The organism is Maribacter algicola (assembly GCF_003933245.1).
GTDB classification, from domain to species: domain Bacteria; phylum Bacteroidota; class Bacteroidia; order Flavobacteriales; family Flavobacteriaceae; genus Maribacter; species Maribacter algicola.
This window is the reverse complement of the sequence record NZ_QUSX01000001.1, coordinates 51,973-73,504: the sequence shown is the minus strand read 5'-3', so window position 1 is coordinate 73,504 and position 21,532 is coordinate 51,973. Positions and strand designations below refer to the sequence as shown.

The window sequence follows — 21,532 nt, the reverse complement described above, 5'->3', positions numbered from 1 at the left end:
AAAGCACCAATTTTAAATTGGTGCTTTTTTTATGTTTAAAATCCCTATATTCATTCAACAAAATATTTTAGACATGCTTGGTAGTAGAAGAGAATTTATCAAAAAGAGTACGGCAGGTTTACTCGTGTCAGGAGCAACATTCATGTTTCCCATGGAGCTTTTGGCGGCTATGAGAAAGAAAGTTGGTCCCAATGATACCGTAAACGTGGGACTCATTGGTTGCAATGGAATGGGGTTTTCAGACCTTTCGTCGTTTCTTAAAATGAGCGATATTAATGTTATCGCCCTTTGCGATGTAGATGAAAATGTATTGCAGAAACGTACAGCAGATTTGGAAAAGGCAGGAATCAAAAAGCCGAAATGGTACAAGGACTACAGAAAATTGTTGGAAAATAAGGATGTCGATGTCGTTATCATTGGAACGCCGGACCATTGGCACTGTCTTCAATTGACCGATGCCCTTCAAGCAGGTAAGGATGTATATTGTGAAAAGCCCATTGCCAATTCCGTACAGGAAGCCAATATTATGTTGAATTATGTAGGGGCCAGCGATCGGATGGTGCAAATTGGACAATGGCAGCGGAGTCAGCCCCATTTTGTGGATGCCATCGATTTTGTGCACTCCGGTAAATTGGGAGAAATTAGGTTGGCCAAGGCCTGGGCCTATCAAGGTTGGATGAAACCTGTGCCCATCGTACCGGATGGTACGGCTCCAGCGGGAGTGGACTATGATATGTGGCTAGGGCCCGCAACCCAAAAACCTTTCAACCCAAATCGTTTTCACTTTAATTTTAGGTGGTTCTGGGATTATGCAGGAGGCCTGATGACGGATTGGGGCGTACACCTTATCGACTATGCATTGTACGGAATGAAGGCCAGCACACCTAAATCCGTAATGGCCTTGGGAGGTAAATTTGCCTATCCGGATGATGCTTCAGAAACCCCAGATACGCTCCAAACGGTTTATGAGTATGATGGATTCTCTATTTTGTGGGAACATGCCACCGGAATCGACGGTGGAAACTATGGAAGGAACCATGGAATCGCATTCATTGGAAACAATGGAACCTTGGTGTTGGATAGGCAAGGTTGGGAAGTCATTCCCGAAACGGAGTTTCAAGGTTGGGGAAAGGAAGGGATACCTAAAATGGAAGCTAAGAAATTCGATAATGGCGGACAAAGTGGGCTGGACCTACATACACAAAACTTTATGGAAGCGGTTAAGAGCAGGGATGCCTCCAAACTAACGGCCCCTATCAAGGTAGGCTATGATGCCGCTTTGGTTTCCCATATGGGTAATGCAGCATTCAAAACAGGTAATAGAATTTATTGGGACGATGCCTCCGGCAAGTTTAAGAACGAAGAAGCAAATCAGTACTTGATGGCAAACTATCAAAATGGATGGAAGCTGCCAATGGTCTAATGACTAAAGTAGTATATTTAACGGTATTGGTCGTTTAGACCCTTACCCTCTAGAATCATAGGAAGAATCTTGGCCAATCTGGAAATTTTAGTCTTTTCCATTTTGGCCTCTTCTACATATGTGCCATAGTCCCGTTGTTTTGCCTGTGAAAGGGAGTCAAAGGCTTTTTTTGTATCGGGGTTTTTGTTCAGTGCCGTTTGAAGCAATTCAGGTAATACAACCATCGTCATACGCTTCTTTCTGACAGGAGCTATTTCAATTCCTTTTTTATGATTTTCAACGGCTTCGGCAATATATTTTTTGATCCTTTTAATGTCTATCTCTTCCTTGGTATAAAATTTCCAATGTCGCATCGCCTTTGTCTTACCTTCTTGGGCATTTTCCAAAACACCGTAGGGGTCCTTTAAGAGACTTCCATTAAAAAACCAAACGGCAAAATGATTTTTGAACTTCCCAATCGCCACTATATTCTTGTTTTCTAAGGTGTAGGTAGGGAAACTCCATTTGTAGGTTTCTTCCAATCCCGATTCCAAAATTAGGCTCCTTAATTGTGAAACGGCCGATTTAAAAATATGTTCCTCTGAAAAGAATCTATCCAGTTTTTCCGATATTTCCATAATCTCAGCTTTTGGTAGCTGTAAGTTCGCAAATTTTAATGATTACTTCTACGGCCTTTGCCATACTTTCTGCCGGTACATATTCGTATTTTCCATGAAAATTATGTCCCCCGGCAAAAATGTTGGGGCAAGGTAGGCCCATAAAGCTAAGTTGGGAACCATCCGTGCCGCCACGGATTGGTTTGATAATAGGTGTTATGCCAACGGATTCCATGGCTTCCTTGGCAATTTCCACAATATGAAAGACGGGTTCTATTTTTTCCTTCATATTGAAATATTGGTCCTTGATTTCCAAAACAATGGCATCTTTATGGACGGCATTGAGTTGTGAAACGATATCCTGTAGCATTTGTTTCCTTTCCTCAAAACGGGATTTGGAATGATCCCGAATTATCAATTCGACCTCCGCCTGTTCTATTTCACCTTGAATATGGTGTACATGAAAAAAACCTTCCCTGCCTGAAGTTTTTTCCGGAACCTCCGCTTCGGGTAGCATGGAAATGATTTTATTGGCGATGAGCAGGGCATTGACCATTTTGTTTTTGGCATAGCCGGGATGGACACTTTTTCTGGTGACACTAATTTTTGCACTGGCGGCGTTAAAGTTTTCGTATTCCAGTTCCCCTATTTGGCTCCCGTCCATGGTATAGGCCCAATCGGCTCCAAAGGATTTTACATCAAAATGGTGGGCCCCTCGGCCAATTTCCTCATCGGGCGTAAATCCTACTTTTATAGTGCCGTGTTTTATTTCCGGATGGTTAATAAGGTACTCCATGGCAGTAATGATTTCCGTAATTCCGGCTTTGTCATCGGCACCCAGTAGCGTGGTACCATCGGTGGTGATGATGGTCTGCCCTTTGTACTGATTAAGGTCGTCAAAATAATCAGGTGAAAGTATAATGCCCTTTTCCTTGTTCAATACAATGTCCTTTCCATCATATTTGTGTATGATCTGGGGGTTTACATGGGTCCCTGAAAAATCTGGTGACGTATCAAAATGGGCAATAAAACCAATGGTGGGTATTTCATAATCCAGATTGCTTGGAAGCGTCGCCATTATATAGGCATTTTCATCAATGGTGACATCGGCCATGCCAATTTCCTTTAGTTCGGTAACGAGTTTATTCGCCAAATCCCATTGCTTTTTGGTGCTGGGAGTCGAATTGGAAGTTGGGTCACTTTGCGTGTCGATCTTCACATAATCTATAAAACGGGTTATTATATCCTGCATGCCTTGGTTTTTATCCAAAAATAGCTTTTAAATTGTATTTTCGTAATCAGTTTATATTCAATATTCAAATGCGGTTTCAAGCTATATACCCCTTTCTTTTGGTTCTGTTCTCCTTTTCAGTTAGGTCGCAGGCGGATTGTCTTCTAGGGGTAGGCATCACGGAAAGTGATTCTTTGGTGGATATTTTCCAAATGAACGATTTCCAAAAAAAGCAGCTAGTGAATCTGGCTGCTGAATTGCAATACAGAAATGAAATTTTGAACGTTCGGTTGGAGAATATTTACAACAGGCATCCTCAAAACACCGTGGAAGAATTGAATGAATTGGCATTAAAGTACCGGGGAGTCATGGACAGCATGGAGTTGATGCAGTCCATGATCGATAAAAGGGTGCTTTCCCTCTTGAATGCCAAACAGTATCAATTATATTTGGATCTCTGCCATGAAGCCTCCCGTTCACCTTTTGTGATTACCCCTAAGGTCTATACGGATAGTATTTCCGAGAAACAGAATTAGGTCAGTTTGAATTTTATGGAGGTGGGAGCGAAACTATGAAGCCCTCACTTTGTATTTTTGCAAAAATCCAAGCCAATATGTACAAATCGGTAATACGCCCCATCTTATTTTTATTCGACCCGGAGAAGGTCCACCATTTTAGCTTCGCGTTGATAAAGGTCATTTCAAAGATTGGCCTTTTGGGTCTTTTAAAACCAATTTTCACCATAGAGGATCAAAGGCTAGAACGCGAGGTTTTTGGAGTCAAGTTTAAGAACCCGGTGGGTTTGGCTGCTGGATTTGACAAGAACGCCGTGCTTTATAATGAACTGTCGGATTTTGGTTTCGGGTTTGTGGAGATAGGTACTTTGACACCCAAACCTCAGGACGGAAACCCAAAAAAACGCTTGTTTCGGTTAAAGGCCGATAGTGCCATTATCAACAGGATGGGTTTTAACAACCTAGGCGTATTTGAGGCGGTGGAACGATTGAAAAAGGAACATAAGGTATTGATTGGGGGAAATATCGGTAAAAACAAAATTACGCCCAACGATGACGCTATAAAGGATTACTTAATCTGTTTTGATGCCCTTTTTGATTATGTGGATTATTTTGTTGTCAATGTAAGTTCGCCCAATACCCCGGGTTTACGGGAACTTCAGGATAAGGAACCATTAACAAGACTCTTAAGGGAACTGGAAGTGGCCAATATAAAATTGGCCGCTGAAAAGGAGGTAAAAAGAAAACCGATTTTATTGAAAATCGCACCGGACCTTACCAATGACCAACTTTTAGATATCATCGATATCGTTGCCGATACCAAAATAGATGGTGTAATCGCCACGAACACGACCATTGAGCGCAAAAATCTAAAATCCCACGGACTCTTATTGGAAGAGGCAGGTGGTTTGAGTGGCAAACCCTTGAAGCATCGAAGTACGGAGGTAATCCAATTTTTATCTGAACGCAGCAATAAAGCCTTCCCGATCATCGGAGTAGGGGGAATTCATTCTCCCGAAGATGCTTTGGAAAAGCTCAATGCCGGAGCCGATTTAATTCAGTTATGGACAGGTTTTATATACGAAGGCCCAATTTTAGTTAAAAAAATAAACCGGGCCATCCTAGAAGAAAACTATAGGTAGGGACTGTTTAATCTTAATCAGTCCAGTAATCCATAACAAGTACATCGTCAAGATGTGGTCCAAGTACGGCCCCAAAGGCCTTATGGTCTGGATGGGGTAAATAAATGGCCCTATCTTCTTCACTTTTAAAGGATAGAAAGAAAACATGGGTAAAGCCTTTGTCCAAACCTTCTGGACTGTTGTTGGTTCCCCATTCATATCCCGCTATCTGTGGAATTTTAGAAGGTAGGGCGTGAAACGCTTCCTCTACTTTTTTAATATCCTCTTCAGAGGTACCCTCCTTAAATTTGAATATAACAACGTGCCTTAACAAACTATCATTGGATTGTACTATATCTTCTTGTACCATTTCTTCCGGCTCCATTTCTTTTTTCTTTAAATCATTATTTTGATTCTTGCAGGAAAAACTGTAGCAAGTACATACCAAAAGTATCACAATCCCCGTAATCTTGTTTTTCATCTGTTTATTTTTATTGTTTTTCATAGGTCAGATGCAATTCGCCAATAACCATCTCAGTAGGTATCAAGACTTGTTATGGCTCATTTCATGATTTTAAATTTTGAACAAGATATAAAAAATCGTCTAGCTCTTAATTTTTTGTTTGTAAGAAGATTTAAACTTCCCATAAGAATTCATTTTAAATGACCTCTGAAATTCCTATGGTTGTTTGTATTTTTACGTTATGTCCAACAGTAAAGTAAAGCTTATAGAATGTCCGAGGGATGCCATGCAGGGCATTAAGGATTTTATACCTACCGAAGAAAAGGTAAGGTACCTGCAATCCCTGTTAGGATGTGGTTTCGACACATTGGACTTTGGCAGTTTTGTTTCCCCTAAAGCTATTCCTCAAATGGTCGACACGGCCGAGGTGTTGTCCAAGTTGGACCTCTCAAGGACCAAAAGCAAATTATTGGCGATTATTGCCAATGTCCGCGGGGCGGAAGATGCGGTAAAGCATGCTGAAATCGATTATTTGGGCTTTCCCTTTTCCATATCGGAAAACTTTCAAATGCGAAACACTCATAAGACCATAGACGAATCGGTGGAAACACTCCAGGAGATTTTCAATATTGCCGATGCCGCCAACAAAGAAGTGGTCACCTATATTTCGATGGGTTTTGGAAATCCGTACGGTGATCCATGGAATGTTGAAATCGTGGGTGAGTGGACGGAGAAATTGGCATCGATGGGGGCGAGGATATTATCCCTTTCCGATACTGTGGGAACTTCGGATCCAGAGAATATCGAGTACTTGTTCTCCAATTTAATTCCCAAATATCCGCTCATTGAATTTGGGGCACATTTACATACAACGCCTACCAAATGGCACGAAAAGGTGGATGCCGCCTACAAAGCAGGTTGCCGCAGGTTTGATGGTGCCATACAGGGTTTTGGCGGTTGTCCTATGGCCAAGGATGAACTTACGGGGAATATGCCCACCGAAAAATTGTTGTCCTACCTTACCGCTCAAAAGGCGGAGACCGGCGTAAATTGGATGGTGTTTGAAGCCGCTTATAATAAGGCGACCGAATTATTTTCCAAGTATCATTAATAGCAGTCCATTTTTATCTGTCCCTTGGCTTCAAAATAATTTAAAGGCTTTTCCAGTTCTTTGTTCGTGATTTTCTCTAGAACTTCCAAAACATCGTTCTGCATGCGTAACGACCCACAAATCATAATAAAGGCTCCATTTTCAAGGCTCTTTGAAATTTTTTGGGAATCTTTTGCAACGAGGTCTTGTACATATGTTTTGGAGGTGCCTTCGCGCGAAAAGGCGACCTTCAATGGCTTCATTTTTCCTTCACAATGAAGCTTATCCAAATGAGGGGTGTAGATTTTCAAAGAAGCATTGTTTCGGCCACCCCAATATAGATGGATTGGAGTTTTATGTTTGTTTTCGTCAATAATGCCTAAAAATGGTGCTATCCCTGTACCGTTCGAAATACAAATGAGTTCCTTCGCCTTTTTGGGAAATTGGAAATGTGGATTTGGTTTAATGCCAGCTTCAAGGTTTTCCGAAGGGTTTAGGGAATTGAAGTAATTTGAAACGACGCCAAGTTCGTGTTTCTTGATGCTCAGTAATATTTCCTGACCTATTCTGGCAATGGAAAACCACCTGGGGATTCCATCCTCTTGGGGCCGGTATTCCAACAAATCCCCAGATCGGAACTTGGCATTGTCTTTTGCTTTTAGGCGGATTAAAAAGGTATCGTCTCCATTGGGTTCTGTCTTGGATACCACTACAAATTCATGTAGTTTCAAAGTTTTATTTTTGTTTTCCAACACTGGAAGGTCCAAACGTTCCCCCATAGCTTCACTCCAACGTACGGACCAATCGCTAAAGGCATCATAGGATTGATTGTCAATATTATAAAGTGGAACTACCTTCTCAAAACCAAGTGTGGTAGCCAACCGATTTTCAACATCGATGGCGTATTTACAATAGTTTGGATAATGGGTAGAGCCAAAACCTACTGTGGAATACTTTAGGGTATTTGGTTGCTTTACTGTCTCCAATAAACCCAAAAAGTTTCGGGCATTGGTGGGAGGGTCTCCTTCTCCGTAGGTCGCTGTGAGTATAAAAAGATGTTCCGCGTTTTTGTACGCCTGATAATTATTGAGTTGGGTAACAAGGACTTCTTTACCCAATTTTTTCAAGGCTTTTTCAAGCGATTTTGCAAACCCGAAAGTTGTGCCAGTTTCGGAACCTACCAAAATGATATGCGTACATGCGTCGGCGTTTTTTTTGCTGATTTTTACCGAGTTCTTTATACGTTTGCGCCACATCACAAAACCCGAGTAGATAAAGAACAGGATGGATGCACTTGCCAACAAAAGAACCAAGGACCAAAGTATGGAACCTTGTCCCGTGTGTAAAACCAAACTCATCCTACTTGCCAAGAAGGTAAAGGGATATGGTTTTTCGCTTAAAATTTCTCCAGTGTATTGGTGTACATAGATTTCCTTATCCCTTAGCGCAACTTCAAAATAATCCTCGGGAAAGGGCGTAAAAGGAAAGTTGATCTTTCTGATATTGTTTAGGGAAGTGGTCTTGAAAATATCCAAATCTTGGGGTCTTACCGATTCGTCTACGTCTACATTTGGACTAACCCTTTCATGAAGAACGAGGGTGCTGGGAAGCAAGGAGAATTTTTCCGCGGATAGGTATGCTCCTGTCGCAGCAATAATGAAAATCGGAATCAGAAACCAACGCCCCAAAATGACATGGTATCGCAATTCAAAATAGTCTTTTTGAACTTTTGAGAACAATTTGACTATTCCTCCTTGTCGTTTTATGATGAGCATAAGCCCCGTAGCGGCTATTAGACATAGGAGAAAGGAAACCAGCCCCACGAAAAAACGCCCTAAGCTCTTTAAAAAGAGGGAACGGTGTAGATTGGTCGTGAACTGAAAAATAGGATGTTGGGGGGACGGTTCGCCAAGGGCTTCACCTGTCTTGGGATGTACGTACAGCTGTTTGCTTTCACCTTCTCTGGTCAATACGTCCGCAAGGACAAAATCGTTGGCGTCAACGGTTATACTCAATACCTCTTCATACTCTTCTTGAAGTACCCCAATTGTTTCTCCAACGGATACCGTTGATAAAGTAATGGGTTTATATGGTTTTATTGTACTCTGTATGGGTTCAAAGGCCAATATAATCCCCGTAATGGACGCCATTATCAAAAAAAGGCCCGTGGATAGGGCCAAAAGTAAGTGACTATACCTCCAAATTGAGATGGTCATAAACCGTTATTGTTGAATCATTCGTACATAGCGGATAAAACCCTTGCCTTCCTTTTTTGCCGCAAGGTTTTCCGTGGTAAGGTCAAACTCCAGATCGTCCTTATAGTATTCCTGGTCCTCCACGGCCGATTCAAACCGTATTTTATATCCGGCATCGATTTTATCCGTAGGGATATTTAGAATGGTCATTTTACGCTGACCGCCAGTTACGGTCTCACCCACAATGGCATCTATATTGGGTCGTCTGATACCGTATATATTTTTCCACCATTCTTCCAGGTCCCGGTACCATTCATTATCATCGCCCTGAACATAGAGCGTTTCTTCATAGCTGCCTTTGCCATCCAAAATGGAAACAACGATGTAGGCCCCTTCGCCTTCATAATTCGTCAACTGGATCATACATTTATACGGGGTGGTTTTGGTGGCTGTGCCAAAGGCAAAGAGGGCTAAACTGACGATGGCCGTAATTGGGATAAAATATTTTTTCATCTATATTTTTTTTGTATTTCATAGGTCATGCTTCGACTATGCTCAGCACGGGGATGCAATTCGCTAATAATTATCTCGGTAGGTATCAAGACTTGTTATGGCTCATTTCATTCTTTAAATTATATTTTTAAAAAGTCCAATGCTACGTTGTGCTTTTGCAACAATTCGTTTTCACTCGCCAAATCATATACTGTTTCCTCAAATTCGGTTTTTGCACTTACGTCCGCACCCATTGAAATCATGTACTTCAACATTTCTTCATTATCCGATGACATGGCGGCAAAGTGGAGCGCCGTGACACCATCCTCATTTTTTTCATTGATGTCGATAGCCAAATTCTCCAATCGTTTTAAGAGTTCCAAATTATTGTCCTTGGCCGCAAGATGCAACAGTGTGTTACCATTGCCCTGCTTTCCGTTCATAGTAAGGCCTGCTTCCTGTAACAAGTTCCATTTTCTATCGAAACTATCGGAATTTTTCGGATTGTAATTGTGAATCAGATAGTAGGCAATGGAATTTCCATCATTATCCCTTGAGGCTACATCCGCACCTTTTTTCAACAAAAAATCAACTATCTCCGCCTCGTTACTTTCAACCGCCATCATTAGGGCATTCCTACCTTTGTCATCGGTTAGGTTTAAATCCCCCACGTGTTTTGTCAAAAGCTCCACAACATCAAGGTCGTTTCCGGATGCTGTAATCATCAAAGGGGTTACCCCTTCCTTATCTTTTAATTCAGGGGAAATCCCCGATGTTATAAAATGTTCGAAAATGTTGAGGTCCTTATTCCTTCCGGCAATTAAATGTAACAGATTTCTACCTTCCTTATTGATAAGTTGGTTGGAAAGGCCAAGGCTCTCCAAATATTCAAAGACCTCCTTGGTGTTTTGGTTCCGACGGGTTCCCCTAGCGGCCATGAACAGGGCATTTTCTCCTTCAGTGTTCACTTTTTTAAAATCCAAACCTTTTCCGGCTAGGGTTTTTAACACGGAAATGTTTCCGCTTCGGGAGGCATATTGGAAGACCCCATTGCCGATATCGTCGGAGCTATCAAGCGCTAGACCCTTTTCCACAAAATAATCGATTACATCCAAGTTTTGTGCACCGGATGCTGCCAGCAACAAGGCGTTCGCTCCATCATGTGTGGTAGCATTAATATTAGCACCTTTGTCCAATAGTGCATCATATATATTTGTATCACTAATACCGGAATTGGCTGCAAAGTTGATTACGGAATAGCCATGGGCGTCCATCGCTGCGGCATCAGACCCCTGGTCGAGTAGATACTTGACCAATTCCAGGTTTCCGGCGTACGCGGCCCAGTGCAGGTAAATTCTGCCATCGTGGGTCAGTTTAGCAACACCGTTGCCTTCTTTACTAATGATATGTGCCATGGTTTTCGCATTCACCTTCTGTAGAATGGCATAGGTGGGGCCATCAAAATAGGCGGCATTTCGCTCCGTAATATCATGGCCTTCCAGTATGGTGGCCTCAATTTGTTCTATAGAAGGATCGCTGTTCCAATATTCCCTGTTCAGAAATGGGTTTTCTTGGGATGTAAGCCCCAAAGAAAAGGCTACTGTGATTATCAGGCTAAAAGCGTTTTTCATGGGTTATTTGCTTTTAAGTGCTACTTTGGAATTTTTTTCTACTACAAAGGAATCTATGATTTCCCCAATTTTATCAGCGCTTGAAACTTCATCTTCGAACAAATGCTTGTAAAGTACCTTGTTGTCCACTTTTTCCTTCAGTACCAAATCCATATCCCTGGCAAATACTTCGTCCCATTTGCCGCGTACCATAGCCCATTTATCATCATTGGCAGTCCACCATTCGGCCGCAGCTTTACAAAGTGCATCTGGAACCTTTAAATAGTTATTGTATCCTTTTTCTTTGGCCAAAAGGAAATCGGTCTCCCCATCCTTGCGAACGATTTTGGAATTGTCCTGATCGTGAATCCATCCTTCAGAGGTAATTTCATGGCGGTTACCGCGCATCGTAAGGTTGTAATCCCCGCGGGTCGTGTATTCCCTTCTGGGAAGTGGGGCAGGGGTCGTATTTTCCCAATAGCTGGTTCCATCCACATGAACCCAAGAGGCGCTACCTTCATACCTTGGACTGTCGTCCACCTGATAGACTTTTTGGGTCCATTGTCCGGCGACCTCGTTTATAGGTTTTTGAGCATAGCTCCATTCGTTATCACCGTTATATAAGTAGAAATCCGTGTTTTCATACAACCAATCCTGTCTCCAATGTTTAACGATCATGGGTTCCGCCGGGTTTCCAACTTGCAATATATGTTGTATAACGATCTTGTTATCTTCATCCGTAACCAATTGGGCCCATTCCAGACCTTTTTCTACCTTGGTTTTGGATGGTTTGTACAGCGAGTCTTGGCTGTAATTAAAGGTTTCCGCAAAGTTGAAGGTGACTTCGAAACAGCCGCACATTTCCTTAATCGACTGCTGGTCCTTTTCCTTTTTGGTCTGGGCAAAAACACTTACTCCCATATATAAGACCATTACTGTTAATAGCTGAACTCTTTTCATGATAGTGGATGTTAAAATTTGTGATTCGAATTAATTTTTATTGTATTTATTTAGACTGATTTAAAATAATATTTATTTTTGAGCCAAATTTATATAGAATGAGTCTAAATAAAAATTATTTTTTGATATTTTTTTCAGGATTTTGCCTTTACCTATCTCATGGGCAGACCGAACAAAAAGTAGATTCCATTCTAACACAGGACCTTGATGAAGTTGTAGTGACGGCAACACGTACCGTACGTCAACTTTCCTCATTACCATTGCCGGTGACCTTAATTCCTAAAACCCAATTGGAGCAAACAGGGGTCACTAGGTTGGACGAAATTTTGAACGAACAGACAGGAATTGTTATGACTCCAGATGCCACGGTGGGTGGGGGAGAGGGCGTTCAGATACAGGGTATTGCCTCAGACTACGTTTTGATACTTATTGATGGTGTTCCCGTGGTGGGGCGTAGTTCCGGTAACTTGGATTTGAGTCGGTTTGCCATTGGCAACATCAAGCAGATCGAGGTGGTCAAAGGACCCTCTAGCAGTCTTTTTGGTTCCGAAGCCCTTGGTGGTGTTATCAATATCATCACGGAAAAACCTTCGACCGAAAAAATAAGCGGACAGCTTAGCCATCGCATGGCCACGTTCAATCACCATAATAGCAATTTTAGTATCAACCAGCGAAAGGAGGACTTTGGTTATTCCTTTTTTATGGATAGGCTCAGCACGGATGGTTATGACCTGGCCTCCGGCGATATAGGGCAGACTGTAAATCCTTTTGACAACTATACGTTGAGCGGCCGCTTTTTCTACGATGTTTCGGAAAATCTTGATTTCTTCGCCTCCGGCCGATTCTTTCATCAGATTTTTGACGTAGCTCCCAGTACCAGCATGGAACAAGATATGAATTTCCTGGTACGGGCAAACCACGATCCATCTTCCAAAACGAATTTACAGTACGAACTGTACTACACCAATTATATTGCGGATGAGGAATCGTTGGATATTTTGACCGATGAGGTACTATTGGCCAATGATTTCAATCAGAAATTATTCCGTCCAGAGGTTCGATTCAACCAAAAATTCAATAACAACACGCTTACTTTAGGGGTTGGTGCCAATTTTGAAACATTGCAACGTAACCTTTTTGCGAACAATGTTTCCTTTCTATCTCAATATATCTTTTCACAGTATGATTTTACACCTTTGGAAGGCCTGAATGTGATTGCGGGACTTCGATTTGACAATCACAGCGAATACAATTCCCAATTGAGTCCCAAACTTTCTGCACGGTATGAAATATTACCTAATCTTGCCGTTAAAGGTTCCGTGGGCAGCGGCTTCAAGGCGCCCGATTTTAGGCAGTTGTACCTTGATTTTACAAATGCATCGGGTGGGGGCTATTCCGTTTTTGGCAAGGAAGTGGAGGCGCAGGGAATTCAGCGATTGCAGGAAAATGGCGAGATTGCTAATTTGGCCGTTAATCCTACTCAATTGGGCCAACGGCTCAATGCGGAAAGTTCCATTGGGTATAATTTGGGGCTGACCCTAAAATCGGGAAAATTAACGACCGATGTAAACCTTTTCCGCAACGATTTCACGAATCTTATCGACACCCAAATCCTTGCCTCCAAGACCAACGGTCAGAACGTTTTTGGCTACATCAATCGGGAACGGGTGTACACCCAGGGACTTGAAACCGATATTAGATTTAACGGTATTAAAAACCTGAGTCTTTCCGGTGGATATCAATTGCTGTTCGCTTATGATAAGGACCAGGAGGAGGCCCTAAATCAAGGCGAGGTTTTTGCTCGAGATCCAGAGACCCTACAAACCGTACGTTTGGAAAGAAGCCAGTACTTTGGTCTGGAAAATCGTTCCCGCCACACCTTTAATTTCAAGGTATTCTATGAAATCCCCAAATGGGATGCAAACGCCAACCTCAGGGTCGTTTACCGCAGTAGGTTCGGACTTACCGATAGAAACGGCAACGACCTTTTGGACGATTTTGATAACAGTTTCGTAGATGGGTATTCCTTGGTGAACCTATCCTTGGGCAAAACCCTTTTCAAGCATTACCAACTTCAATTGGGCGCTAACAATCTTTTGGACTTTACGGGCAACAACCCGCTCGCTTTACAGGATAACGAGGTTCTAATAAATCCTGGAATTCAATTATTCACTCGATTAAACATTACATTCTAAATTTAATTTTTCATGAAAACAACTCTTAGATTTTGTGCCCTTTTTATGGTGATTTTTTCTTTTGTGGCCTGTAACGATGACGATGGTGATTCGGTTTCTGAATTTACGGTGATGTCCATTTCCCCTGAATCTGGAACGGTGGGTACGGAAATTAGAATTACGGGAACCGATTTCCCTTCCGATGCTTCCAATATTTCCATATCGTTCAACGGGGTTTCCGCCACGGTAACTTCGGTGACCAGTACGGAAATCGTAACTACGGTTCCTTCGGGTGCTGCTTCGGGGCAAATTGAAATTTCCGCAAACGGTTTTACAAAATTATCGGCTTCCAGTTTTACCGTATTGTCAAATTTGGTTACAGAAACCATTTCGAACTTGTCCGCACCACAAACGGGTGGGCAGGGAGAACCTGTAGGCGGACCCTTTACAAAGTTTAGCTTTGAAACCGGTGCTGTAACTGATAGTGAGACGGATTGGGACATTGCCTTTCGAGGAACGACCATAGCTGTGAATGGCGGTACGGCTACGGGTACCAATGAGGAGCCTACGAGGAACGGCAATGCCGGCGCTGCGATACAAAATGGAATTTTTTCTGATATCACAAGTGCCAATGGACTCTCCTTTGATCAGGATGCGGCAGGTTCCTTTGCCGTACCTGCGGGAAGTGGTGAAGGATGGTACAATTACAATCCGGCCACCTTTACGGTGACTCCTATACCGGGTAGGATTTTGGTATTTAGGACCCATGATGGGAAATTTGCCAAAGTCGAGATTCTAAGTTATTATAGGGACGCACCTGCGGAACCGGATGCATTTTCGGATGAATCCAGGGTTTATACCTTCAATTATGTATACAATCCCAACGAGGGCGAAACCGCCTTGGAATAGAATAGGTTGTCAGGAATCCTTACGACCGGGTAATTCTCTTTGGATTGCTCGGTTTTTTTGTCCGTCATCATATGTACATGAAAATTCTAGTTTAAGTAGAACCAATCTTTAAACTGTCCAGATTCTCCCAACCACTATTTCTATTGCCAATTTTCTACAAGGGCAAAAACATACAAATGATTTGGAAACAGGTTGTTCGAATCGCATTTTTTACACTAGGGTAAATCAAAAAAAAAGGAACTGCCTAATATCATGTATCATTTCCATCAAGTTTTCCTAAATGTTAAATCTTACATTTTATTTAGATTTAGTACAAATAAGATTTTCATATTTATGGAACTTGTTTTAGGTTTGCGCAACTATTTATATGAAGTCTAAATAAATTTAATTTCTTAAATGCGTAAGTATATTTTTTTCTTCCTGTTTTTGACCATTTTACTTGGTGCCTGTAGTTCAAATGATGATGGAATAGATATAACTTCTTGTGCCGATGGCATTATGAACGGCAGTGAAACTGGAATAGATTGTGGAGGGGCCTGCGCTCCTTGCAATGTATCGGTAGAGGCACCTGCTTCCTACCAGTTTACCAGAAATGGGGAAAATACCGTTGATTTCAATGGGCAGACTACAAGATTGGCAATGGGCGCCGAATTGGCCAGTTCCCTTAAAAATCCGGGTAAATCCAGCGAGGCCTTATTGGCAATGTTTGCCCATGTGGAGGGGGAGTCAAATTTTGAGGATGCCGCTTTAAACAGTTCTGATAAAAACATAAAAAGTAAAACTGCGGCTTCTGCGGATTATTTTTCAGACAATGCAACGGCCCAGGCTTTGATCCGCGCAGATTTTGAAGGTTGGATCGAGGCGCAGGTAGCTGAGGTGTTTCCCAATTGGAATACCGCAGCCCAAGCTGGGATTTCTGGTCAAATTGCAGACGGTTCATCCACGCGATATATCAATGCCCTTGGGTTGGAATATGATCAAATGGTCGTAAAGGGGCTTATTGGCGCATGGGTAGTTGATCAAACTATTAATAATTACTTAAGCACTTCCGTTCTTGACGAAGGGGAAAATAGGGCAGAAAATGATATGGGCAATGTAGAGGAGGGCAAGTCCTACACGACTATGGAGCATAAATGGGATGAGGCCTACGGCTATGTTTACGGTTTAAATCAAGATGCATCCGACCCCAATGCGGATTTAGGAGCCGATGATTATTTGAACAAGTACATTGGCAGAGTCGAGGGAGACCCTGACTTCCAGGGAATTGCCGATGCCATTTTTCAAGCATTCAAATTAGGCAGGGCGGCCATCGTGGCAGGTGATTATGATCTAAGGGACGAACAGGCTAAAATAATTCAGCAAAAAGTATCCGAAATTATTGGTATTAGGGCCGTATATTATTTGCAGCAGGCTAAACCATCCCTCTCGCAGGAAGTTCCGGCATTTGGAACCGCATTTCACGATCTTTCGGAAGGCTACGGATTTATATACAGTTTACAGTTTACAAAAAACCCTAGTACGAACGCACCCTATTTTTCGGCCTCCGAAGTAGATGCGATGATAGAGGATTTATTGGACGATGGACCCAATGGCCTTTGGGATGTTGAAATTACCACCTTGGACGCCATTTCTGAAACCATATCACAGAGGTTTGAATTTACCTTGGAACAAGCCGCCGAATAAGAGCTTAGGTTTAATTCGGAATCAGGGAATTTTGTACATGGACACCAAATAAATTTTAAAAATAACAGTACACTATTAAGATGAATACATTTTTTAAAGGAAAAATAGTCTGGAGGTTTTTGGTCTTTTTCATGATTGTAGGATGTTCTTCGGATACCATAGAAAATGATGAAGAAATAACAACACCTATAACTGGGGAAGTTACCTTTAATAGGGGAGCCATGCTAGTAAATTGGGCCGATAACATCATTCTTCCTTCCTATGAGACCTTTGCGACTGCCATGGGTTCCCTCAAATCAAGTTTTGATCAGTTCCAAGATGTGAGGACTCAGGAGAACCTTACGATGCTACGTTTCAAATGGTTGGATGCCTACAAAATGTGGCAGCGGGTTTCTATGTTTGAAATAGGTCCGGCGGAAACTATCGGTTTTAGGTTAAATATGAACATTTATCCAACCAATACTTCAAAAATAGACGAGTGGATTGCTACAGGTACTTATGATCTATCACTTTCAAGTAGTAGGGAAGGTAAAGGTTTTCCGGCCCTGGATTATTTGTTCAATGGTCTCGCGGATACTGATATAGCCATCTTGGATATGTACACAGGGGTGGGTGGTGACAACATTGTTCTATTGGTCAATGATATATTGACGGATATGTCCACCATGACACAAACGGTGCTTCAGGAATGGAAAAGTGGATATAGGGATGTTTTCGTGGCAAATGATGGTGCCTCCTCCACAGCCTCGGTAGATCGTCTGGTAAACGACTATATCTTTTATTATGAAAAGTTTCTAAGAGCAGGTAAAATGGGTATCCCGTTAGGGGTATTCTCGGGAAATACCTTGGCCAGAAATGTAGAGGCCTATTTTAACCCTGAGGTTTCCAATACACTATTTTTGGAAGGCTTGGATGCCGTTCAGGATTTTTTCAATGGTAGACATTTTAATGGGGGAAGTGAAGGTGAAAGTCTTTCATCCTATTTGGATAAGTTAAATTCCATAAAACAAGGCGACGATTTAAGTGCTATGATCAATGCCCAGTTGAACAAGGCAAGGGAGTTGGTTACGTCTTTACAGTCTTTTAGAAATGAAATCGAGGACAATAACCCACCGACGGATATGCTATTGGCTTATGATGAGGTCCAGAAAGTGGTACCTTTGTTAAAGGTCGATATGGTTTCCGCCATGAGCATTAGTATCGATTTTGTGGACGCTGATGGTGACTAATGAAGGCTACTCTCAAAAAATACATAAATGACCCTGTGGAGGCCGCCCCTTTGGCGGTCTTTCGCATTTTTTTTGGTTTCATGATGCTTTTTAGTATCCTGAGATTTTGGGCTTATGGATGGATCGATAAACTGTACATTCAGCCAAGGTTTTTCTTCTCCTACTATGGTTTTGAATGGGTCAAGCCAATTGGTAATTTTACATACCTGCTTTTTGCCATTTGTGGACTTTCTGCATTTTTAGTGGCACTGGGATATAGGTACAGAATATCGATTGTTCTTTTTTTTCTTAGTTTTACTTACATAGAATTAATGGATAAGACCACATATTTAAACCATTACTATTTTATAAGTATTCTTAGCTTCTTGATGATTTTTCTTCCTGCGGAAGCCTATTTTTCTTTAGATGCCCGTAACAATAAGGAAAAAGCTTACCAATTTATTCCCGCTTGGACCATCAATAGTATAAAGTTGTTGCTAGGCATCGTTTACTTTTATGCAGGTGTGGCCAAATTAAATTCGGATTGGTTGTTCAGGGCAATGCCTTTAAAAATATGGTTGCCCTCAAAATTTGATATTCCGTTTATTGGGGATTTATTAGGGCAGGAATGGGTACAATACGCTTTCAGTTGGACCGGGGCTTTGTACGATTTGGCCATTCCGTTTTTATTATTGGTAAAAAAGACGAGACCTTATGCCTTTGTGTTGGTCATTATTTTTCATGTACTTACCAGGGTTTTGTTTCCAATTGGAATGTTTCCCTATATCATGATCGTTTCTGCACTGATATTTTTTAATTCGAATGTCCACCAAAGAATTCTTAACGGAGTGGGGAAAGTATTCAAAATTCAAAAGGGCTATTTTAGAAACAACAGGACATTCAACTACGTTTCTTCGGCCAGGAAAAAACTCTTTTTGGGGATGATTGCGATCTTTTTCATCATTCAATTGACATTTCCTTTCCGTTATCTACTCTATCCGGGCGAACTGTTTTGGACCGAAGAAGGGTATCGCTTTTCATGGCGGGTCATGTTAATGGAAAAATCAGGCTATGCACAATTCAAGATTGTCAATGGGGAAACAGGGGGTTGGTTTTATGTCGATAATTCCGATTTCCTGACACCCTTCCAGGAAAAGCAAATGGCCTTCCAACCCGATTTTATATTGGAATACGCACACTACCTCAAAAATCACTTCGAAAAGGATGGGCATAAAAATGTGGAGGTATATGTGGATTGTAGGGTGAGTTTAAATGGTAGATTAAGTACTGAATTTATCGACCCTAAAGTGAACTTGGCGCAGCAAAGTGAATCGTTTAAACATAAAAACTGGATATTACCATTTAATGATGAGATTAAGGGACTATAGTATTGTACTGTTTTTTTTAGTGACTTTTTCGGCCTTTGGACAAATTAGTTTTACTGGGAAAATAACTGACGGAAATGGCAAGCCTGTTCCGGATGCCGAGATCTATATAAAGCAGTTGGAGCGTTTGGAAACAACCGATTCCAATGGACGCTTTCTTTTTGAAAATATGGCGGCTGGAAACTATAGCCTTGTAATTTTCGCATATGAATTTGAGATTAAGGAAGAAGAATTGGTAATTGGGGATAGTACAGCCTTGAACTTTGAATTGGAGCGGATACGCGCACAAAACCTATCAGAGGTGGTGCTTACCCAGAAAAGAGAACAGATCTTTGAATTAAAGCAGCTCAAAAAAGTGGACGGCACCGCCATCTATGCTGGCAAGAAGAGTGAAGTTGTGTTAATGGAAGGAATCACGGGAAATTTGGCGGCCAACAATGCCAGACAGGTATACGGTCAGGTTGTAGGGCTTAATATCTACGATAATGGCGATGCGGGATTACAGTTGAATATTGGGGGTAGGGGGCTCGATCCCAATAGGACGGCAAATTTCAATACCAGACAGAATGGTTATGATATTAGTGCGGATGTTCTTGGATATCCTGAGAGTTATTACACACCCCCGGCAGAAGCCTTGGAGGAAATCCAGGTGGTAAGAGGTGCTGCTTCGTTGCAGTATGGAACCCAATTTGGCGGCCTGGTAAATTTTAAGTTCAAGACCCCAAATCCCTTAAAAAAGATAGAATGGGTGAGTAGGCAGACGGTGGGTTCCTATGATTTAAAAACAAGCTTTAACAGTCTGGGAGGCACTTCGGGCAAGATTAGCTATTATACCTACTTTAATTACAAGGAAGGAAATGGTTTTAGGCCCAATTCCAATTTCAATAGCAGAAATTACTACGCACATCTGGGCTACCAGATTTCGGATAGGACAAAGTTGACTTTGGAGACTACATTTTTGGATTATTTGGCCAAACAGCCCGGTGGACTCACGGACGCACAGTTTATAGAGGACCCTACTTTTAGCAACAGAAATAGAAACTGGTTTGATGTGAACTGGAAATTATTCTCCGCGCGGTTGGATCACAAATTTTCGACCAATACGGATTTTAGTTTGAATGTATTTGGATTGGATGCTTCCCGAAGCGCTTTGGGTTTTAGGACCAATAGGGTGTCCCAACAGGATGACCTTGAGGAACCTAGGGAACTTCTTGCGGATAATTTTAGGAACTGGGGTGCCGAAGCTCGATTGCTTACAAGGTACAAGCTAGGCGAATCCCAGTCCGCATTACTCCTTGGGTCAAAGATCTACAGAACCAATAACGACCAAAGACAAGGGCCAGGATCTGCCGAAGCAGATCCGGACTTTAATTTCGCCGATGCCGAATTTCCCAATTATGAAAGACAGTCCCAGTTTGAGTTTCCCAATGCAAACCTTGCATTCTTTGGCGAGAATGTCTTTAACATATCTCAAAAGCTTACGCTTACCCCTGGTTTTAGATTGGAACATATAAAAACGAAAAGCCTTGGTAGCTATAAAAACATTGTACTTGATTTGGCGGGAAACCCATTGTTGAACGAGGACATATCGGACAATCGGGAATTTAATAGGACCTTTCTATTATTAGGTCTGGGAGCAACCTATAAATTGAATCCAAGCATTGAAATCTATGGTAATTTTTCCCAAAACTATAGGTCTGTGACCTTTAGTGACATCAGGGTAGTAAACCCTTCCTTTCAAGTGGATGAAAATATCCAGGATGAGGATGGTTTCACTGCCGATTCGGGATTTAGGGGGAGGTTCAATAATATATTGTCCTACGATGTGAGCGCATTCGGTTTGCTTTATGACAATCGGTTGGGAGAGATTTTGAAAAACGAGACACGCACAAATGCCGCCGGTGAGGAGGTTGAAACGGGTAGGGTTATTCGTTTCCGAGGAAATATCGGAACAGCCTTTATCTATGGCCTGGAAAGCTTTTCAAACTGGAGTATAAAGGAAACTTTTTTTCCGTCGGTCGAAAAATTGAAAATGAATTACTTCCTTAATTTGGCCCTAACGGAATCAGAATACTTGTCCTCTCAAAGCACCAATGTGGAGGGAAACAAAGTAGAATTTATATCCGCAGTTAATTTAAAAACGGGCTTAAACTTTGGATATGCCAATCTTCTGGGCAGTATTCAATATACCTATTTGTCCGATCAATTCACGGATGCCACAAATGCACCACAGGACGTGAACGACAATCAAAGGGGTATAGAAGGTGAAATACCAGCCTATGATATTTTGGATTTTTCCCTGTCCTATTCCTATAAGAAATGGAAGTTGGAGGCGGGAATAAATAATGTCCTTAATAATAGTTATTTTACCAGGCGGGCAACAGGCTACCCGGGTCCAGGTATACTGCCAGCGGAACCAAGGACTTTTTATACCACCTTACAATTCAAAATTTAATTTGGTTTAAGAGTAATTCCTG

Annotated in this window: 17 protein-coding genes; 10 read left to right on the top strand and 7 right to left on the bottom strand. The window is 41.8% G+C overall.

All coding sequences use genetic code 11. The features are described from left to right. Positions 1-73 precede the first annotated feature (73 nt). Complete coding sequence (locus DZC72_RS00230; RefSeq protein WP_125220941.1) at positions 74-1,423, top strand: Gfo/Idh/MocA family protein; 1,350 nt, start codon at positions 74-76, stop codon at positions 1,421-1,423. A gap of 17 nt (positions 1,424-1,440) precedes the next feature. Here the strand turns inward: DZC72_RS00230 and DZC72_RS00225 are convergent, their stop codons facing one another. Continuing rightward, positions 1,441-2,040 (bottom strand): YdeI/OmpD-associated family protein, encoded by a 600-nt coding sequence (locus DZC72_RS00225; RefSeq protein WP_125220940.1) that lies wholly within the window; start codon positions 2,038-2,040, stop codon positions 1,441-1,443. A gap of 4 nt (positions 2,041-2,044) precedes the next feature. Beyond that, positions 2,045-3,271 carry a peptidase T gene (pepT, locus tag DZC72_RS00220; protein ID WP_125220939.1) on the bottom strand — a complete coding sequence of 409 codons (1,227 nt, stop codon included), beginning with the start codon at positions 3,269-3,271 and terminating at the stop codon, positions 2,045-2,047. 68 nt (positions 3,272-3,339) lie between these two features. Between pepT and DZC72_RS00215 the strand changes: the two genes are divergently transcribed. Then, a complete protein-coding gene (locus tag DZC72_RS00215; protein WP_125220938.1) occupies positions 3,340-3,786 on the top strand; it encodes a hypothetical protein in 447 nt (148 codons plus the stop codon). A 77-nt stretch (positions 3,787-3,863) separates the two neighbouring features. After that, positions 3,864-4,907, top strand: a complete 1,044-nt coding sequence (locus DZC72_RS00210; RefSeq protein ID WP_125220937.1) for a quinone-dependent dihydroorotate dehydrogenase — start codon at positions 3,864-3,866, stop codon at positions 4,905-4,907. 13 nt (positions 4,908-4,920) lie between these two features. Here the strand turns inward: DZC72_RS00210 and DZC72_RS00205 are convergent, their stop codons facing one another. Further along, complete coding sequence (locus DZC72_RS00205; RefSeq protein ID WP_125220936.1) at positions 4,921-5,367, bottom strand: Dabb family protein; 447 nt, start codon at positions 5,365-5,367, stop codon at positions 4,921-4,923. Between the two features lie 223 nt (positions 5,368-5,590). On the opposite strand from DZC72_RS00205, the gene DZC72_RS00200 reads away from it, so the two are divergent. Further along, the gene (locus DZC72_RS00200; RefSeq protein ID WP_125220935.1) at positions 5,591-6,460 is read left to right on the top strand and encodes a hydroxymethylglutaryl-CoA lyase; all 870 of its coding nucleotides are present in this window, start codon (positions 5,591-5,593) and stop codon (positions 6,458-6,460) included. Here DZC72_RS00200 and DZC72_RS00195 read toward each other — a convergent pair. The 4 genes from DZC72_RS00195 to DZC72_RS00180 all read right to left on the bottom strand — a co-directional run bounded on the left by DZC72_RS00195 (position 6,457) and on the right by DZC72_RS00180 (position 11,696). Then, positions 6,457-8,655, bottom strand: coding sequence for a PepSY domain-containing protein (locus DZC72_RS00195; protein ID WP_125220934.1), 2,199 nt, complete (start codon positions 8,653-8,655; stop codon positions 6,457-6,459). The genes DZC72_RS00200 and DZC72_RS00195 overlap by 4 nt on opposite strands. A 6-nt stretch (positions 8,656-8,661) precedes the next feature. Beyond that, positions 8,662-9,147, bottom strand: a complete 486-nt coding sequence (locus DZC72_RS00190; protein WP_125220933.1) for a DUF2271 domain-containing protein — start codon at positions 9,145-9,147, stop codon at positions 8,662-8,664. A 119-nt stretch (positions 9,148-9,266) separates the two neighbouring features. Then, on the bottom strand, positions 9,267-10,757 hold the full coding sequence (locus DZC72_RS00185; protein WP_125220932.1) for an ankyrin repeat domain-containing protein: 1,491 nt from the start codon (positions 10,755-10,757) through the stop codon (positions 9,267-9,269). A gap of 3 nt (positions 10,758-10,760) precedes the next feature. After that, a complete protein-coding gene (locus DZC72_RS00180) occupies positions 10,761-11,696 on the bottom strand; it encodes a DUF6607 family protein (RefSeq protein ID WP_125220931.1) in 936 nt (311 codons plus the stop codon). Positions 11,697-11,794: 98 nt separating this feature from the next. Between DZC72_RS00180 and DZC72_RS00175 the strand changes: the two genes are divergently transcribed. The 6 genes from DZC72_RS00175 to DZC72_RS00150 all read left to right on the top strand — a co-directional run bounded on the left by DZC72_RS00175 (position 11,795) and on the right by DZC72_RS00150 (position 21,510). Further along, positions 11,795-13,891 (top strand): TonB-dependent receptor plug domain-containing protein, encoded by a 2,097-nt coding sequence (locus DZC72_RS00175; protein WP_125220930.1) that lies wholly within the window; start codon positions 11,795-11,797, stop codon positions 13,889-13,891. Positions 13,892-13,903: 12 nt separating this feature from the next. Beyond that, positions 13,904-14,779, top strand: a complete 876-nt coding sequence (locus DZC72_RS00170; RefSeq protein ID WP_165869240.1) for an IPT/TIG domain-containing protein — start codon at positions 13,904-13,906, stop codon at positions 14,777-14,779. Between the two features lie 396 nt (positions 14,780-15,175). Continuing rightward, entirely contained in the window at positions 15,176-16,462 is a 1,287-nt protein-coding gene (locus DZC72_RS00165; protein WP_243641604.1) for a DUF4856 domain-containing protein, read from the top strand. An 80-nt stretch (positions 16,463-16,542) separates the two neighbouring features. Further along, positions 16,543-17,691 carry an imelysin family protein gene (locus tag DZC72_RS00160; RefSeq protein ID WP_243641603.1) on the top strand — a complete coding sequence of 383 codons (1,149 nt, stop codon included), beginning with the start codon at positions 16,543-16,545 and terminating at the stop codon, positions 17,689-17,691. Next, on the top strand, positions 17,691-19,058 hold the full coding sequence (locus tag DZC72_RS00155) for an HTTM domain-containing protein (RefSeq protein WP_125220929.1): 1,368 nt from the start codon (positions 17,691-17,693) through the stop codon (positions 19,056-19,058). Before DZC72_RS00160 ends, DZC72_RS00155 begins: the two co-directional genes overlap by 1 nt. Continuing rightward, positions 19,039-21,510: a TonB-dependent receptor domain-containing protein gene (locus DZC72_RS00150; protein WP_125222540.1), complete on the top strand. Its 2,472-nt coding sequence runs from the start codon at positions 19,039-19,041 to the stop codon at positions 21,508-21,510. Before DZC72_RS00155 ends, DZC72_RS00150 begins: the two co-directional genes overlap by 20 nt. Positions 21,511-21,532: the final 22 nt, after the last annotated feature.

What these genes read in the sequence shown, in the direction of transcription:
- DZC72_RS00230 (WP_125220941.1), top strand. Translation starts at nt 74, where the DNA reads ATGCTTGGTAGTAGAAGAGAATTTATCAAAAAGAGTACGGCAGGTTTA.
- DZC72_RS00225 (WP_125220940.1), bottom strand. Translation starts at nt 2,040, where the DNA reads ATGGAAATATCGGAAAAACTGGATAGATTCTTTTCAGAGGAACATATT.
- pepT (WP_125220939.1), bottom strand. Translation starts at nt 3,271, where the DNA reads ATGCAGGATATAATAACCCGTTTTATAGATTATGTGAAGATCGACACG.
- DZC72_RS00215 (WP_125220938.1), top strand. Translation starts at nt 3,340, where the DNA reads ATGCGGTTTCAAGCTATATACCCCTTTCTTTTGGTTCTGTTCTCCTTT.
- DZC72_RS00210 (WP_125220937.1), top strand. Translation starts at nt 3,864, where the DNA reads ATGTACAAATCGGTAATACGCCCCATCTTATTTTTATTCGACCCGGAG.
- DZC72_RS00205 (WP_125220936.1), bottom strand. Translation starts at nt 5,367, where the DNA reads ATGAAAAACAAGATTACGGGGATTGTGATACTTTTGGTATGTACTTGC.
- DZC72_RS00200 (WP_125220935.1), top strand. Translation starts at nt 5,591, where the DNA reads ATGTCCAACAGTAAAGTAAAGCTTATAGAATGTCCGAGGGATGCCATG.
- DZC72_RS00195 (WP_125220934.1), bottom strand. Translation starts at nt 8,655, where the DNA reads ATGACCATCTCAATTTGGAGGTATAGTCACTTACTTTTGGCCCTATCC.
- DZC72_RS00190 (WP_125220933.1), bottom strand. Translation starts at nt 9,147, where the DNA reads ATGAAAAAATATTTTATCCCAATTACGGCCATCGTCAGTTTAGCCCTC.
- DZC72_RS00185 (WP_125220932.1), bottom strand. Translation starts at nt 10,757, where the DNA reads ATGAAAAACGCTTTTAGCCTGATAATCACAGTAGCCTTTTCTTTGGGG.
- DZC72_RS00180 (WP_125220931.1), bottom strand. Translation starts at nt 11,696, where the DNA reads ATGAAAAGAGTTCAGCTATTAACAGTAATGGTCTTATATATGGGAGTA.
- DZC72_RS00175 (WP_125220930.1), top strand. Translation starts at nt 11,795, where the DNA reads ATGAGTCTAAATAAAAATTATTTTTTGATATTTTTTTCAGGATTTTGC.
- DZC72_RS00170 (WP_165869240.1), top strand. Translation starts at nt 13,904, where the DNA reads ATGAAAACAACTCTTAGATTTTGTGCCCTTTTTATGGTGATTTTTTCT.
- DZC72_RS00165 (WP_243641604.1), top strand. Translation starts at nt 15,176, where the DNA reads ATGCGTAAGTATATTTTTTTCTTCCTGTTTTTGACCATTTTACTTGGT.
- DZC72_RS00160 (WP_243641603.1), top strand. Translation starts at nt 16,543, where the DNA reads ATGAATACATTTTTTAAAGGAAAAATAGTCTGGAGGTTTTTGGTCTTT.
- DZC72_RS00155 (WP_125220929.1), top strand. Translation starts at nt 17,691, where the DNA reads ATGAAGGCTACTCTCAAAAAATACATAAATGACCCTGTGGAGGCCGCC.
- DZC72_RS00150 (WP_125222540.1), top strand. Translation starts at nt 19,039, where the DNA reads ATGAGATTAAGGGACTATAGTATTGTACTGTTTTTTTTAGTGACTTTT.